We start from the raw sequence: 15,447 nt of genomic DNA, 5'->3' as shown, positions 1-15,447 counted from the left end.
TAATATGAAAGGTTTATGTAATTTAATCAAAAAAAACACGATAATTCCTGCCGTCAGAAATTTAGATGACTTAGATGATGCTTTAAAAACTGAATCCCCTATCATCTTTTTGCTTACGGGATCTATATTAATTTTAGAAGATGTTATGCCCATTGTAAAACAATTTAATAAAAAATTATTTATCAATATCGATTTACTGGAAGGTATCGCTTCTGATAAAAAAGGTATTGAATATTTAGCTCGTAAAAAGTTATGTGATGGAATCATATCCACGAAAAATAACGCTATAAAAACTGCTATGCAAGAAAATTTAATGGCAGTTCAAAGGGTGTTTTTGATAGATTCTAATTCTTTAAAATCTGTTGTAAATTTTCTGGAAAAAACTTCTCAACCTGATGCCTTTGAAATATTACCCGCGATAGCGGCTCCATATTTTTTAGAAAATATAGGAACAAAAGTATGTTTGATAGCTGGAGGATTAATCAGTAAAGAAGAGGAAGTTCTGAAACTCTTTAAAAATGGTATCCATGCTATTTCTACCAGTGCTAAAGATTTGTGGTGAAAAGGTTCTGGTTGCCCAGGTATTCTTTCTCTTTTAAACCCTTAGTTTAAAGTTTACGATAAAGAAGTTGTATACTAAGTCTGCTCTGAGAAAACTCTTTTTGAGTAGACTTATTTCTTTCTAGTATTTGATATTGTCCAATTTTACTCTAGTAAATTCACAGTTTTTCTTCCGAGTGATTCTTAACAATTATTTTCATATTTTTTAGAATAAAAGCCATGACAGTTATGATAGAATTTCCTTTGTGTATATATTCTTCGTTTTACAAAATGTATTGTGGGGGTTCCAATGGATATCTACAAAAGAATAATAAGAATAGCTTTCCCGATAGCCCTTCAGCAAGTTATCTTTACAAGTGTTAATTTTGTTGATACCTTAATGATTGGCCTTTTGGGAGAGGTTGCCATAGCTTCAGTCGGACTTTCAAATCAGTTTTTCTTTTTATACAACTTAATATTGTTTGGATTAGTTTCTGGAGGAGGTATTTTCTTTGCACAGTATTGGGGGAAAAAAGATGAGGATGGATTATCTCGTTCTGTTGCGTTAACTATCTTGTCCTCCCTTCTCTTCTCTGTCGCATTCTTTTTATTGAGCTATTTTACTCCGGAATTAGTTTTAAGATTTTTTAGCCCAGATATCGAAGTTATTAAAGCTGGAGTCCCTTATTTAAGGGTAATTGCTTTTAGTTACCCATTATTTGCAATTACAATGGTTTTTTCTTTTATGCTTAGAAGTATAGGAAAAGCTCATTTGCCTTTGATAATAACCATTATAGAATTATCTACAAACATCTTGCTAAATTATTTGCTTATCTTTGGTAAGATGGGTTTTCCTGTTTTAGGTATAAAAGGTGCTGCAATAGGGACTTTGATTGCTAGAGCGATCGGATGTACTGCAACAGTTTTTATAGTTTACGTTGGAAAGCTCCCAGGAAGGGCTTATTTTAAACATGTTGCTGAATTGAATTCAAAATTTATGAAGAATTTCTTTCATTACGCCTTACCTACTTTGGCAAACGAATTCGCGTGGTCATTAGGGTTCACTATGTATACCGTTGTTTATGCCCATATGGGAACAAGTGTAATAGCTGCTCAAAGAGTCATGTCAACTATTGAGGGGTTTGCAGTTTCAGTGACTTTTTCTATAGCTAACGCTGCATCTGTAATTATTGGAAATATATTGGGAGTATCTAAATTTGAAGAAGCCTTGGAAACCTCCAAAAAAGCCTTAAAATTGGCGGAGTTAATAAGTGTAATAGCCGCTATTGTAGGGATAGTAACTACGTTTTTAGTAGTTGATGTATTTGATGTTTCAGAAGAAGTTAAAAATATGGTAAAAGTCACAATAATTATTTCAATGGGTTTTCTACCGCTAAAAAGCTTCAACGGCATGAACGTTGTCGGATTTTTAAGAGCTGGAGGAGACACAAGATTCTCTTTTTTGGTTGAAGCGTCTACGTTGTGGTTTATAGGGGTTCCTTTATCTGCAATTGGAGGGTTGTTATTAAATTTAAGTTTTCCTAGCGTTTATCTTTTAACAATGATAGAAGAGATTATAAAATCAATAATTCTTTTTTTCAGATATAGAAGTAAAAAATGGCTTAGAAACGTTTTAGAAGAGGCTTAAGTTTTAGACGTTATAGGGATAAAACAATCAGAACCTTATAGATACAGAGATTTTTTATTTCCTGCCATTATTTTGATGTCTGTTTTGACGGTAGCCGTATTTAATATGCCTTTTGATTTTTCGTATTACGTTGAAAAAGGTGTTTTTAAAAGGCTAAACTCCACTCCTATAAGAGGGAACGAATACTTTTTTAGTTTTTTACTTTCACATGTCATCTTACTGATACTTTCTTTGATCGTTTTATATATTGAGGCTTACCTTTTTGATGTTAGTCCTTATATATATATAAACCACAATTTATAGCCTACAGTGGTTTTTCAATCATGGTAATAATTAGTGTTGGCCTTCTTCTTTCTTCATTGTATAAAAATATGGTATCCGCCGAAGCAATTTCTCAGATCATATATCAAGCGACCATTTTTTTAAGCGGATTTTATTTTGAAGTGACTAATACACCTTGGTTTATAAGATGGTACGTTTATTTTAACCCCGTTACTTATTTAGTGGATGGGATGAGGAAGTTGATGACTGGAAAAGTTCTTGTCCCAGTTAATATAATTGTGCCTGTTATCTGGATGTTGGCATCTATCTTAATCTTTTCGATGAGTTATAAGGGGATGGTTTACCGTGAAAAATAAACGTATGTTTTCTTTAATGGGTATATTTTATAAAGAAACCTTTAGAAACGGTATAGAAGTTTTCTTTACTCTGCTTTTACCCGTTCTATTGATGTTGCTTTTCGGGTTTATTTTTGGCACAGAGACTGACCCAAGTGTTGATTATAAATTGGGAATCGCGGGTAATTTTGAAGTGGGGATTGTAGAAGCTCTTCCTTATCAAGTTTTAATTTTTGAAGACAAAAACTCTTTAAGTCAAGCTTTAGAAAGCGATCAGATCGATATGGGAATAATTATAGTTGAGAATAATCAAATAACCTTTGTTCAAAAAGAAACAGACATAAATAATCAGAGCAATATATTTTAAAAGTTAAAATTGCAAAGTTTGTTGAAAAAGTATTTTTTAGGGATGAATGAAGATTATATAAACGCGGAATTTGTTGAAACCCCCATAGGAGAAAGTCAAGAAAATTTTTTGGATTTTATTTTAACCGGGGTTATAGGATTTTCGCTTTTATCAGGCGGAATGTTTTCAATGATAAACATATTTGGAAGGTATCGAAAACTAGGCACGATTAAAAGACTTAAAGCCTCACCTATGAAACCGATAGAATTAACTTTATCGGCTTCATCTACTAAGCTTTTTTTGAATCTCGTATCTATGTTTATTATAGTTTTTTTAGGTAAAATAATATTTGATTCGAGTTTGACATTCAACTGGAGTCTGCTTGTTATAGTGTTTTTTACTTCATCTATAGGAATGATGGGATTTGGGATATTGCTTTTATTGTTGTTCAAAGAACCTTCGGTAACAATAGAAATTGCTTCTATTCTTTATTTCGCAATGACTTTCTTTTCGGGTGTATATTTTCCTGTTGAATTTTTGCCTTCATCTGTTAGATGGGTAGGTAACATTTTGCCTGTTAAATACGTGGTGGATTTGGTAAGGTATACAGGAAATATCAAACAGATTAGCTTAAACGCCTTTGTAATAATTAATTTAGTTTTGTTTGTAGGAGGGCTTTCCCTCTTGTTTGTTTCGTCTGAGGTTTTTTTGAAAGAAGAGAAATAATTGGAATAAAACGAAAAAATCAATGAATATTAAACTCAATTTTACTTCTTGTTTTAACTTTAGACTTGACAAAAGTGTTGTGAACGGTTATAATATTCAACGGTTGTAAAAAAGGATTTTGATATATGTAACTACTAAGTGACCCGCTAGCTCAGCTGGTAGAGCATTTGACTTTTAATCAAAGGGTCCTGGGTTCGAATCCCAGGCGGGTCACCATTTTTTTATAGCTATTAGCGCGAGTGGCGGAACTGGCAGACGCGCAGGACTTAGAATCCTGTGGATTAATAATCCGTGTGGGTTCAAGTCCCACCTCGCGCACCAGCTTGATATTGCGGATATAGCTCAGCGGTAGAGCACTTGCTTGCCAAGCAAGGGGTCGTGGGTTCGAATCCCATTATCCGCTCCAATAAAAAAGTCCCCCAGTGGGAACATTTTACTTACTTGCCGTGAGGCTATCTTCATTCTTCTTTCATGAAAGGATATTTGAAATTTTTTGGTGGAGCGAAATTTTCTTTAATTGATCGGGTGGAAACCCATCTTAAAAGGTTTATAATACTTCCAGCCTTGTCGTTTGTTCCTGAAGCCCTTGCACCGCCAAACGGTTGTTGAGCGACTACAGCACCAGTAGGTTTATCGTTGATGTAAAAGTTCCCAGCAGCGTTAACGAGTACTTCTTCTGCTTTTTTGATAGCCTTTCTATCTTGAGCGAAGATTGCTCCAGTCAAACCGTAGGGTGAAGTTTCATCACATAATTTCAATACATTGTCAAATTCTTTTGCCTCGTAAACGTAGATACTTAAAACAGGGCCGAATATTTCTTCTACCATAGTTTTAAACTTTGGATTAGTGGTTAATATTACAGTTGGCTCAATAAAATATCCAGTAGAATCATCACATTTTCCACCATAGATTATTTCTGCTTCATTACTTTCCTTTGCAAAATCTATGTAACTTTTTATCTTATCAAAAGCCTCTTTGTCAATCACAGCATTCATAAAGTTAGTGAAATTTTCTGGAGAGCCGATTTTAATTTCTTTCAAATTTTCTATCAAATTTTCTTTTACCTTTGGCCAAATGTTGTCAGGTATATAAGCTCTTGAGACAGCCGAACATTTTTGACCTTGATATTCAAAAGCTCCTCTAATTAGCGCTGTTACCAGTGATTCTATTTCACTACTTTCGTGTGCAATCACAAAGTCCTTTCCACCTGTTTCTCCAACTATTCTGGGGTAAGTTTTGTAATTTCTTATGTTCTTCCCAATTGTTTCCCACATATTTTCAAAGGTTGGAGCTGAACCGGTGAAATGTAATCCAGTAAAGTTAGGATCTTTAAAAACTATACTTCCAATTTTGGACCCTGGACCAGGTATGAAGTTTATCACTCCGTCGGGCAAGCCAGCTTCTTGTAGTAATTTCATGAAGAAGTATGCAGAATATACAGCCGAAGAAGCAGGCTTCCACAAAACCGTATTCCCCATGATAGCAGGTGCCGTGGGTAGATTTCCTGCTATAGAAGCGAAATTAAATGGAGTAACTGCGAAAACAAATCCTTCTAAAGGTCTGTACTCTAATCTGTTCCATACACCTTTGATAGATTTTGGTTGATCCATGTATATTTTTGTTGCATAGTATGAGTTGAATCTTAAAAAGTCTATCAATTCACAGGCTGAATCTATTTCCGCTTGAAAAACGTTTTTGCTTTGACCGAGCATGGTAGCTGCATTTAATGTTGACCTCCAATTCGTCGATAACAGTTCAGCTGCTTTTTTGAAAATGGATAGCCTATCAACCCATGAAAATTTATCCCAAACTTTCTTTGCCTCTAAGGAACTTTCTATCGCCATTGCGATTTCTTTTTCACCAGCTTTATGATATTCTGCCAATACATGGCTATGATCGTGAGGCATGACACATTTTCCAAGATTACCTGTTCTTACTTCTTTTCCACCAATTATAAGAGGGATTTCAATTTTTTCACCTTTGAGTTCAGAAAGTTTTGCTTTTAATTCTTTCTTTTCCTTACTTCCTGGCTGATAATTTAAAATTTGCTCGTTTTCAGGCATTTCGAGAATAGGTATCGAATTCTTCAAAGTTGATTCCTCCTTTTTAAGTTTATACAACAGAAGGTTCTTCAATGATTTCTCCCCTGTTGAATCTTTCTAAATCTAAAATTACATCGAAAGTTAAGTTATCACCTGTAACTATATCTGCCATTAGAATCCCAACGGCTGGTGCAAGCATGAAACCATGTCCACTGAATCCACAAGCCACATAGAGGCCTTCTACCTGGTTAATCTGTGATACTATTGGTTGCCTATCTGGTGAAACGTTGTATAAACCAGCCCATTGCCTAATGATGCGAATATTTTTAAGAGGAGGCAATAACCACGTAGCCTTCTTTGACATAGTTTCAAGAAATTCCCATGAACTTTCCATATTGTAACTAGGTGGTTCGTTCTCCGGTCCATAACCCATGATAAAGCTTCCATTGGGTTCTTGTTGACAATAAATATTGTAAGAGAAGGACATTAACATTGGATCGAGTATATTTTTAACAGATTCTGTTACCAATATTTCGTGTCTTTCAGAGTAAATTGGTAGATCTACTCCAGCCATTTTAGCTATATTTTGTGTCCAACCTCCTGCTGCTATAACTACTTTCGTACATTCTATGAAACCTTTATTTGTTTGTACCCCTAACACTGCATCGTTTTTAGTTTTTATATCTTTGACTTCGGTAAATTTATTTATTTCCACACCCAGTCTTTGTGCAGCTTCAGCATAACCCAAAGTCACTTGGAAAGGGTTGGCATGCCCATCTTTAGCACAGTAGGCAGCTCCGACCAATTTTTCTATGTTTAAGTCTGGAACGATTTCTTTAGCTTCTTTAGGAGTCAATAGAACAGAAGGTATATTTAAACTGTGTTGAACTTCGATATTTTTTTTAAATTGTTCTAATTCTTTATCAGAGTAGGCTAGTAATAAGTAACCTTTTTGCTTTAATTCTATGTCTCTTTTTATTTGAAGGATATCTGCAAAGTGCTCAAAAATATTCATACTTTCGCTTGCCAAAAGACAGTTTTGTTTGGTGCCCCATTGCTGCCTAACTCCCGCCCCACATCTACCGGTTGCTCCGCTTGAAAGATAGGATTTTTCAAGTAATACTACATCTTTAACTCCTTTTTTGGCAAGGTTGTAGGCGATGGAACAGCCTACGACTCCTCCGCCTATTATCACAACGTTTGCCCTATTTTTCATGTTTTCACCTGCTAATTATATTAAGGTTTATTTATTATTTTCCGTTATGGTTCCTTTTGTTACTTCTTCAAAGGTTATTCCTCCATAGGGAGGTCTGATGTTTTGCAATTCTAACTCTTCCATCGGTTTGCCTGTCATCTGTGAAATTTCTTTTGCAATCAACAAGCCACAAGTTTTACCTTGACAAGGTCCCATACCGCTTCTTGTTACCCTCTTTATTTCTTCAACGGTGGTGAAACCTTCTCTTATGGCGTTCCTTATTTCTTTCAAGGTTACATCTTCACATCTACAAATTATTACCTTGTTTTCATCCATTACTTCATTCCTCCACTTTAAAATTCCTGGCTTGTAAATAGTATTCTTTTGGAATTTCTATACTTACTGCGGCTGTTTTGTCTTGAAATTTTCCATCCAATATTCTTATTACTTTGCCATCACATAAATATTTTCCTTCTCTATCAAGTACCTTGACAATTTCTCCTCTATGGGGTCTTGGAAGAAATTCGTAAGGCATAATTACAACTGAAGTTGTTTCACTGAAATTTTTATGAACTACAAACATTGCCAATCCTGGGCATTTGCTAACACATATACCGCATCCGGTGCATTTTTCAAAGTCAACGTAGGGAATGTTGTTGATATTACCATTTTCAGATATAGCGTTGAAAGGGCAGCTTTTTACGCAGGGATCACAAGGGAATCTTTGAAAGCACTCTGATATGGCTATAGGTCCTTTGTCAAACACCTTTTCTTCTGAGGGTAACTTGTTTTTTAAGTTTTCTTCTGAAGGTACTCCAGTTTTCATCAAATGAGAGATATCGAGTGCTTCTTCTGAAAAATTTTCGTTATAATTTTTCCCGTGATTCAAACCTAATTTAAATAACCCTTTCCTAATTTTCTTGCCTACAGGTCCAGATCTTAGCAATTCTAATTCATTTTTAGCATCTTCTATTCTTTTTTCAATTTCTCTTTTGTTGTTTTTTCCGATTCTTTTAGCAACTGATAAACCAGCTATTTGACCTTCGATCATGGCTGCTGTTGCTTCTTCTATCCCTGAAACATCCCCTGCAACAAATAAATTTTTAATTGATGTTTCCATATTTTCATCTCTTAAGGGGACGTAGCCTCCCAGTTCTGAAACATAATTGGTTTTCACCTTTCTTTGTTTTAAGAGGTCAACCAACGGGGTTAATCCTACAGATAAACAGATTGCGTCGCATTTGATAAGTTGTTCGGTATCTTTTACTTCATTCCAATTGCTGTCAAGTTCACATATTACCGCTCCTTCAACTTTTTCTTTTCCAATAGCTTTTTTTATGGTATGAGATGTTAAAATAGGTACGCCCAACCTTCTGAGTTTTGATGCATGAACCGAGTATCCACCTATTTTTGGTGCTGCTTCTACTATTGCAGCTACTTTTACACCAGCTTGTAGTAATTGGTAAGAAACTATCAACCCGATATTACCCGAACCAATCATTAAGACATTTGTTGCTGGTAATACGCCATAAACATTCATCAAAGTCTGAACTGCTCCGGCACCAAAAATGCCAGGAAGGTCATTGTTTTCAAAAGCTAAAAATTTTTCTGATGCCCCCGTTGCAAAAATAATACTCTGAGGATAATACTTTTTCATTTTATGATCGTTTAATATAGTTACAACGTTATCTTCATAGATCCCCAAGACCCTCGAAGACAATAACACTTCTATGTTTTTATTTTTGTTAACTTCGTCGATCAACTTCCTGAGTATATCTATTCCCCTTGTGCCTGCGTATTCTTTTTCTGAACCGAAAAATCTATGGGTTTGTTTTATTAGTTGTCCACCTAAAAATTCTCTTTCTTCTGCTAAAGATACTTTAATTCCGTAATTAGCAGCAGCAAGTGCAGCTGAAAGTCCTGCAGGACCCCCACCTACAACTAATAATTCAAGGTTTTCAATTTTACTCATTTACCTCAACTCCTATATTTTGGGATTCCACTCTCATTCCAGCTTTTAAAGGAGTTATACACGTTCTTACGTTTGGAACCCCATCAACTGTCATCAAACAAGAGGAACAATGCCCAATAGCGCAAAAAATTCCTCTTGGTCTTTTTAATTTCTTACTTTCACTAAATTTAAAAATACCATTTGCATACAAAGCTGCTGCAATGGTTTCTCCTTCGTAACCTATCAATTCTTTGCCGTTGTAATAGAATTTTATCTGTTTTCCTCTATTAAAACTTAGTATGGGATGATTTTGTATTCTCATTTTTTCCCCTTCTTAAATAAATTATATGCTCCTTTCTTTAGCTCCCCTTCGACCCGTTACCCACCCTCACAAGTACCATGTTTCTACTATTAATTGAATCATAATTTTCATTTTTAAAAAAAGGTGATTATAGGCGATTATGAAAAAAATTTCACGATTATAGACGATTAAAGCCGAATATTGAAGTTTTTTTCAATTTTGAGAAATATTATAAAGTTATTTATTTCTTTATATAAAAAAAAGAGGCCTTTAGGCCTCTTTTCATTGTCTTTACTTTGAATTAGTCGTTGTAATAAGGACAATCTTGGTATCTTTCTTGGTTGAATCTTTGGTAATTTTGGTATCTTTTAAAATCTTGGTAGTCTTGATAATTCTTGTACAGTTGATATCTTTTGAAATCTTGGTAATTTTGATAGTCTCTATATCTTTGATAATTTTGGTTTTGTTGGAAATTACTTCTTTGATATCTTTCTTCAAAATTTTGAGATCGAACATTTTTCATATATCTCTGCATATTCACGATCCTATCTTGATATTTGATCTCCAAAGGTACAAAGTTTTTGTTGTCGTTTATTACTACCTTGTATCCTGTTAGTTCGATACTTTCACCTGCTTTTACTTCATTCAAAAGATTCTTTGGTACTCTTACTGAGTAAATTTCGGAATCTACCTCAACACTCAAGGTTAAAAATACGTCGTTATCCACTAAGGTTTTTACAGTTCCGGTAACGGTTACTGGTGAAACATTTTGAAAGAATATTCTTTCTTGCAATCTTTCCTGAACTTGGAGCATCTGGTTGTCACGGTTTTGACTTTGTATCTGGGACATTGGAGCCCTATTAGCTGGTCCTACTTGTGCAAACAACGATCCGACTAAAAGAATACCTATAAAGAAAGACAGAAAAACTTTTTTCATACCAACACCTCCACTAAGTAATGTTTTTTATTTTTGATACATCAGAATAATAAAACATTATGCTTAAAATTCACTTAATGGAAGCTTAGAAGAAGCTTAAGAAAGTATGAGGTAGATTCAAGGTTTTAAACCGTTACTCCTAGATAAGTTTTTCTGACTTCATCGTTTCCCAAGAGATCTTCTGCAGGTCCTTCAAGAACAATTTTGCCGGTTTCTAAAACATAACCATAATGAGCGATTTTTAGCGCACCAACGGCGTTTTGTTCTACTAACAATATGGTTACTCCCTCTTCACATATTTTTTCAATAGTTTCTAAAACTTCTTTGACCAGTATCGGAGCTAGCCCAAGAGAAGGCTCGTCGAGCATCAGAACCTTTGGTCTTGACATTAGCCCTCTTGCAACGGCTAACATTTGTTGTTCTCCGCCAGATAGTGTGCCTCCAAGTTGCTTAAGCCTCTCCTTTAATCGTGGGAAGAGTGTGAGTACCCAATCGAAATCTTCGTTTATCTTTTCAGAGTCTTTGCGAGAATACGAACCCAAACGGAGGTTTTCTAAAACCGTTAGATTGGGGAATATACGTCTGCCTTCAGGGACTAGAACTACGCCCTTTTCTACAATCTTATGTGTTTCTATGCTTGTAATATCAGTATTATCGAAAAGCACCTTCCCACCGGTCTTTTTCACTACATTCATTATTCCGTTCATGGTTGTGGTTTTTCCTGCTCCATTTGATCCAATCAAGGTTGTGATTTCATTCTTTTTAATTTCTATATCTATTCCTTTTACTGCATGGATGCCACCATAGTGGATGTGCATATCAGATATTTTAAGAATTATGTTTGAATTATCGCTGTTCATATTGCCAACTCCTCACCTAAATAGGCTTTTATTACCAAAGGATCTTTTTGAATCTCCTCTGGACTTCCTTCAGCAATTTTTTTCCCATAATCCAATACATATATACGCTCACAAATTCCCATAATAACTTTCATGTCGTGTTCTATAATGAGAATAGATAACTTATATTCTTGTCGTATGTGTTTTATAAATTCCATTAATTCACTCGTTTCATGAGGATTCATTCCTGCTGCAGGTTCGTCTAATAGAAGTAGTTTTGCTCCGGTGGCAAGTGCTCTTGCGATTTCTAGCTTTCTTTGTAATCCATATGGAAGAGAGTTTGCCTTGTCATTAGCGTAAACAGCCAAACCGACCTCTTCCAGAAGGTTCCAAGCTTCATTTTGCATTTCTTTTTCTACTTTTAAAACGTCAGGTGTTTTTAAAACACTTTTAAAAAGCCAAATCCAATTCTTCAATTTCAAATGCTGAGAGACTAAAACATTTTCTAGAACTGTCATTTCTTTAAACAAACGAATATTTTGGAAAGTTCTAGCAATTCCCAACTGAGTGACTTCATGAGGTTTTTTAGAATTTATTTTTTGTTTCTTAAATAAAATTTTTCCAATGTTAGGAGTGTATATACCGGTAATCAAGTTGAAAAGAGTGGTTTTCCCTGCTCCATTGGGACCTATTAGACCAAGTAATTCGCCATTTTTTAGATAGCCATTGAAATTGTTGACAGCTATTAAACCTCCGAATTTCTTCGTTACATTCTCAAATTCTAAGATATATTCGTTATCATTTTGGTTACTCATTGGAAGCCTCCCTGGTAAAATTTTTCTAATTCATTCATCCTTTCTCATTACTATTTTATTTTTTAATTTTGTTATCAATTCATAAATGCCATCCCATGTTATTTCATTTCTTCCCATTATGCCTCTTCTCCAGAAGAGCATTATAATTATAAGAATGAGAGATAAAACAACCATTCTCATTCCGGGGATACCTGGTATGTAGATAGAACCAATGGATATGGGTTCTTCTAGAACTCTAAGGAACTCTAATCCTACGGTATAAAGTGATGCCCCCATTATAGCTCCACTAATACTTCCGAGTCCACCGATGACCACCATTATCAATATTTCAAAGGTTTTTTGAAACATGAAAGATTTAGGATCGATTGTAGTAATAAGGTGTGCCCATAACGCTCCACCAACTCCGGCAAAAAAAGAGCCAATTACAAAAGTAACTACTTGATGAGAAAAAACGTTAATTCCCATAGATTTAGCAGCAACTGGATCTTCTCTGATAGCCTTTAAAGCTCTTCCATAACTACTTTTAACTAAACTAGAAATGAAGACAACCGTTATTAAAGCAAATCCCCAAGTCCACCATAGGTTAGAATATTGCGGGATGCTTTTTAAACCCAAAGCCCCATTTGTGACGGCCCATGTATTATTTGCGATAACTCTCACTACTTCACCTAATCCAAGAGTTGCGATGGCTAAATAATCTCCTATTAAACGGAGAGATGGGGCAGCGACTAAATATCCAAACGCTGCGGCTACCAGTCCCGCAATTATAATTGCAGGTAAGAAAGGGATTTGGATAACATTTAAAGGGTATATTAAGGGTTTTATCAAAAAACTTATCTCTTTTTGAGCAGGAGAAAGTGTTAAAATGGAAGATACATATGCCCCAATTGCAATGAATCCAACATGCCCCAATGAAAAAATGCCTGTAATGCCATTAATAAAGGTTAAACTTACGGCAAATATTATGTTAATTGCCATCAAATTCAATATCAAAATTAAATAATCACTCGCTTTGTTATTTGCTGTCAACAGTAATAAAAAGATCACCAAAATAAAAAGAATAGTCAAAAAGAATTTGGTCTTAAAAGTTAGAGTTTTTTCCATATTCACACCTTCTCCCCGATTTCAACCCCGAGAAGCCCGTTTGGTTTCACTAGAAGAATAACTATCAAAATAATATATGCAATAGCGTCTCTATATCCTGCTAAAGCCGGCAAGAATGCGACTATCATTATTTCTGCAACTCCTAAAATAAAACCTCCAAGCATAGCCCCAGGAATACTTCCAATTCCTCCAACAACAGCAGCTATAAATGCCTTTAAACCGGGTATCATGCCAGTATAAGGATAGATTTGAGGGTATTTCATAGCCCAAAGAATACCCCCCACAGCTGCTAAAGCGGACCCCAACATAAAGGTTTGAGAAATAGTTTTGTCAGTGTTTATGCCCATTAATTTTGCTGCAGTAACATCTTTAGAAACTGCTCTCATTGCCATACCAGCTTTTGTTCTATAAACTATCCAAATCAATATAAGGAGTGCAAGAATAGAAGCACCTATAATAATGAAGGTTAATAAAGGTATCCTTACATCTCTAAATTTTAATACTTGTGCAAACTGTGTTGGGTAAACTCCTAATTGTGGATTGAAAGATTTTGCTCTTCCACCAAAGACAACTATTGCGAAGTTTTGTAAGAAGAATGATACACCAATGGCTGTGATTAATGCTGAGATCTTGGGGGCATTAGCCTTTCTTAATGGTCTGTAAGCGACTCGTTCAATTGTAGCGCCTAGAAGAGTTGTTAAAACAATAGCAAAAATAAAAGATGCCCACCAAGGAAATAAAAAGAGAGTCACTGCATAAAAAGCAAAATACATGCTAAAAGTAAAAATGTCACCATGTGCAAAGTTTATTAAATTGAGTATCCCATAAACCATAGTATAACCTATTGCAATAAGTGCATATATGCCGCCAAGTGAGATGGCATTTGCTAGATGTTGAAAGAACATTTGGATAGTCAATTATGATCCTCCTTCCTGTATTCAAGAAAGTATAGCCATCTCACACAATGAGATGGCTATAATATGGTTAAATATTACATCCTGGGTTTTATAACGGTACGGAAAACAAATTGTCCATTTTCAACCATATTTATTACCGCAGGTTTTATAGGATTTCCTGAACCTTCGGGATAGGTAATTGTACCAGCAACACCGGGGTAGTCTTTAGTTTTCGCTATAGCATCTCTAATTTTTATGGGGTCTGTAGACTGAGCAGACTCAATAGCGTTAACTATTACCATGTAAGCATCGTACCCCAAAGCTCCGAATGCGTCGGCTCTTCTGTGGTATTCTTTTTGATAGGCCTCTACAAAAGGTTTAGTAGCAGGGGATAACTCTGCATCCTCGTGAAAGTAAGTTGTATAAGATACTCCTTCTACATATTCTCCGCCTATTTGTATTAGTTCTGGAGCGTCCGCACCATCTCCAGCAAACATAGGACCTGTGAAACCTAAATCTCTGGCTTGTTTACAGATTAAGGCTATTTCAGCGTAGTACCCTGGCATAAAAATAGCATCTGGATTTTTTGAAAGGGCATCGGTAAGTTGAGCGGTAAAATCTTGATCACCGGTTGTATAAAATTCTGTGAAATAGGTTCCCCCAAACTGTTCAAAAGCTTTTTCAAAATAATTGGCAAGTCCCACGACGTAATCTTGTGCTACATCGATCATTATAGCGACGTTTTTAGCTCCAAGTTCATCCCAGGCAAATGTTGCAAGTAGAAAACCTTGTAAAGTATCTTCAAAACAGGTTCTGAAGACATACTTTTTGTTTTGAGCAACTAAAGGATTAGTGGCGGTGTTAACCACCATAGGGATTTGCCTTTCTTCTGCTATTGAAGCTGCAGCTAATGCTGCTGAACTCGTTGCAGGTCCAATAACTGCGATTACCTTTTCGTAATCTATCAGTCTTCTTATCGCGTTGGCTGATTCTGCTTTGTCTGATTTATTGTCAACAGCTACGACTTCTACTTTAATTTCTTTACCTCCGATGTTGACTGTTGGTTTCAACTTGTTGGCTAACAATACACCATCTCTTGACATTTGACCATACCCAGAGATAGGACCGGTTAGTTCGAAGTTCATACCAATTTTGATAACTTCTTGACTAAAGAGTGTGAAGGTCACAAGGACTACCAAAAACACTAAAACAAAAGTTTTTCTCATGTTTTTCCCTCCTCGTATAATATGTGTTGAAGTTATTTTACTAAACAAAATGTTGAAAAAATTTTCATGATCTTTATTTTCTGTGAAGTAAATTTCACAATATTATATTGTTTCTCTAACCGAAAAAAAATCAATAAGTAATATTCTTAATTATACAACAAAAAAATTTAAAGTGCAACTATTTTGCTGATCTGTGCAAAACGTTTTTTCGTAACGCTTTTATGAAACAACATCCAAATTCTCATTTGCGTAGCAAATGGCAAT

The 15,447-nt window shown here is 35.2% G+C and carries 16 protein-coding genes and 3 tRNA genes; 8 read left to right on the top strand and 11 right to left on the bottom strand.

What is annotated here, in order from left to right; translation table 11 throughout:
• Positions 1 to 4: 4 nt before the first annotated feature.
• The 8 genes from AD60_RS01620 (at position 5) to AD60_RS01580 (ending at position 4,283) form a co-directional block, all read left to right on the top strand.
• Positions 5 to 562, top strand: coding sequence for a glycerol-3-phosphate responsive antiterminator (locus tag AD60_RS01620; protein ID WP_103876173.1), 558 nt, complete (start codon positions 5 to 7; stop codon positions 560 to 562).
• Between the two features lie 288 nt (positions 563 to 850).
• On the top strand, positions 851 to 2,188 hold the full coding sequence (locus tag AD60_RS01615) for an MATE family efflux transporter (RefSeq protein WP_103876172.1): 1,338 nt from the start codon (positions 851 to 853) through the stop codon (positions 2,186 to 2,188).
• 281 nt (positions 2,189 to 2,469) lie between these two features.
• Positions 2,470 to 2,826 (top strand): ABC transporter permease, encoded by a 357-nt coding sequence (locus AD60_RS01605; RefSeq protein ID WP_342351795.1) that lies wholly within the window; start codon positions 2,470 to 2,472, stop codon positions 2,824 to 2,826.
• Positions 2,816 to 3,172, top strand: coding sequence for a hypothetical protein (locus tag AD60_RS01600; RefSeq protein WP_103876169.1), 357 nt, complete (start codon positions 2,816 to 2,818; stop codon positions 3,170 to 3,172). Before AD60_RS01605 ends, AD60_RS01600 begins: the two co-directional genes overlap by 11 nt.
• A 21-nt stretch (positions 3,173 to 3,193) precedes the next feature.
• Complete coding sequence (locus tag AD60_RS01595; RefSeq protein WP_146048825.1) at positions 3,194 to 3,877, top strand: ABC transporter permease; 684 nt, start codon at positions 3,194 to 3,196, stop codon at positions 3,875 to 3,877.
• Between the two features lie 140 nt (positions 3,878 to 4,017).
• Positions 4,018 to 4,093 (top strand) — tRNA-Lys (locus AD60_RS01590).
• 17 nt (positions 4,094 to 4,110) lie between these two features.
• A tRNA-Leu gene (locus AD60_RS01585) sits at positions 4,111 to 4,198 on the top strand.
• 10 nt (positions 4,199 to 4,208) lie between these two features.
• Positions 4,209 to 4,283, top strand: a tRNA-Gly gene (locus AD60_RS01580).
• Between the two features lie 52 nt (positions 4,284 to 4,335).
• Here AD60_RS01580 and pruA read toward each other — a convergent pair.
• The 11 genes from pruA to AD60_RS01530 all read right to left on the bottom strand — a co-directional run bounded on the left by pruA (position 4,336) and on the right by AD60_RS01530 (position 15,183).
• A complete protein-coding gene (pruA, locus tag AD60_RS01575) occupies positions 4,336 to 5,967 on the bottom strand; it encodes an L-glutamate gamma-semialdehyde dehydrogenase (RefSeq protein ID WP_211286593.1) in 1,632 nt (543 codons plus the stop codon).
• A 22-nt stretch (positions 5,968 to 5,989) separates the two neighbouring features.
• Positions 5,990 to 7,135: an FAD-binding oxidoreductase gene (locus AD60_RS01570; protein ID WP_103876167.1), complete on the bottom strand. Its 1,146-nt coding sequence runs from the start codon at positions 7,133 to 7,135 to the stop codon at positions 5,990 to 5,992.
• 27 nt (positions 7,136 to 7,162) lie between these two features.
• A complete protein-coding gene (locus tag AD60_RS10320) occupies positions 7,163 to 7,450 on the bottom strand; it encodes a (2Fe-2S)-binding protein (protein ID WP_199177815.1) in 288 nt (95 codons plus the stop codon).
• Positions 7,451 to 7,454: 4 nt separating this feature from the next.
• On the bottom strand, positions 7,455 to 9,086 hold the full coding sequence (locus AD60_RS01565) for an FAD-dependent oxidoreductase (RefSeq protein ID WP_199177814.1): 1,632 nt from the start codon (positions 9,084 to 9,086) through the stop codon (positions 7,455 to 7,457).
• Positions 9,079 to 9,387: a (2Fe-2S)-binding protein gene (locus AD60_RS01560; protein ID WP_103876166.1), complete on the bottom strand. Its 309-nt coding sequence runs from the start codon at positions 9,385 to 9,387 to the stop codon at positions 9,079 to 9,081. Before AD60_RS01560 ends, AD60_RS01565 begins: the two co-directional genes overlap by 8 nt.
• Before the next feature lie 280 nt (positions 9,388 to 9,667).
• A complete protein-coding gene (locus AD60_RS01555) occupies positions 9,668 to 10,303 on the bottom strand; it encodes a hypothetical protein (RefSeq protein ID WP_103876165.1) in 636 nt (211 codons plus the stop codon).
• A gap of 125 nt (positions 10,304 to 10,428) precedes the next feature.
• Positions 10,429 to 11,163, bottom strand: a complete 735-nt coding sequence (locus tag AD60_RS01550) for an ABC transporter ATP-binding protein (RefSeq protein WP_103876164.1) — start codon at positions 11,161 to 11,163, stop codon at positions 10,429 to 10,431.
• Positions 11,160 to 11,957 carry an ABC transporter ATP-binding protein gene (locus AD60_RS01545; protein ID WP_103876163.1) on the bottom strand — a complete coding sequence of 266 codons (798 nt, stop codon included), beginning with the start codon at positions 11,955 to 11,957 and terminating at the stop codon, positions 11,160 to 11,162. Before AD60_RS01545 ends, AD60_RS01550 begins: the two co-directional genes overlap by 4 nt.
• A 30-nt stretch (positions 11,958 to 11,987) precedes the next feature.
• On the bottom strand, positions 11,988 to 13,061 hold the full coding sequence (locus AD60_RS01540) for a branched-chain amino acid ABC transporter permease (protein ID WP_103876162.1): 1,074 nt from the start codon (positions 13,059 to 13,061) through the stop codon (positions 11,988 to 11,990).
• 2 nt (positions 13,062 to 13,063) lie between these two features.
• The gene (locus AD60_RS01535) at positions 13,064 to 13,978 is read right to left on the bottom strand and encodes a branched-chain amino acid ABC transporter permease (protein WP_103876161.1); all 915 of its coding nucleotides are present in this window, start codon (positions 13,976 to 13,978) and stop codon (positions 13,064 to 13,066) included.
• A 74-nt stretch (positions 13,979 to 14,052) separates the two neighbouring features.
• Positions 14,053 to 15,183, bottom strand: coding sequence for an ABC transporter substrate-binding protein (locus tag AD60_RS01530; protein ID WP_103876160.1), 1,131 nt, complete (start codon positions 15,181 to 15,183; stop codon positions 14,053 to 14,055).
• Positions 15,184 to 15,447: the final 264 nt, after the last annotated feature.

The organism is Petrotoga sp. SL27, assembly GCF_002924605.1.
In the GTDB taxonomy this organism is placed as follows: domain Bacteria; phylum Thermotogota; class Thermotogae; order Petrotogales; family Petrotogaceae; genus Petrotoga; species Petrotoga sibirica.
The sequence above is the reverse complement of the archived record's forward strand: the minus strand, read 5'-3'. Positions and strand labels throughout refer to the sequence as shown.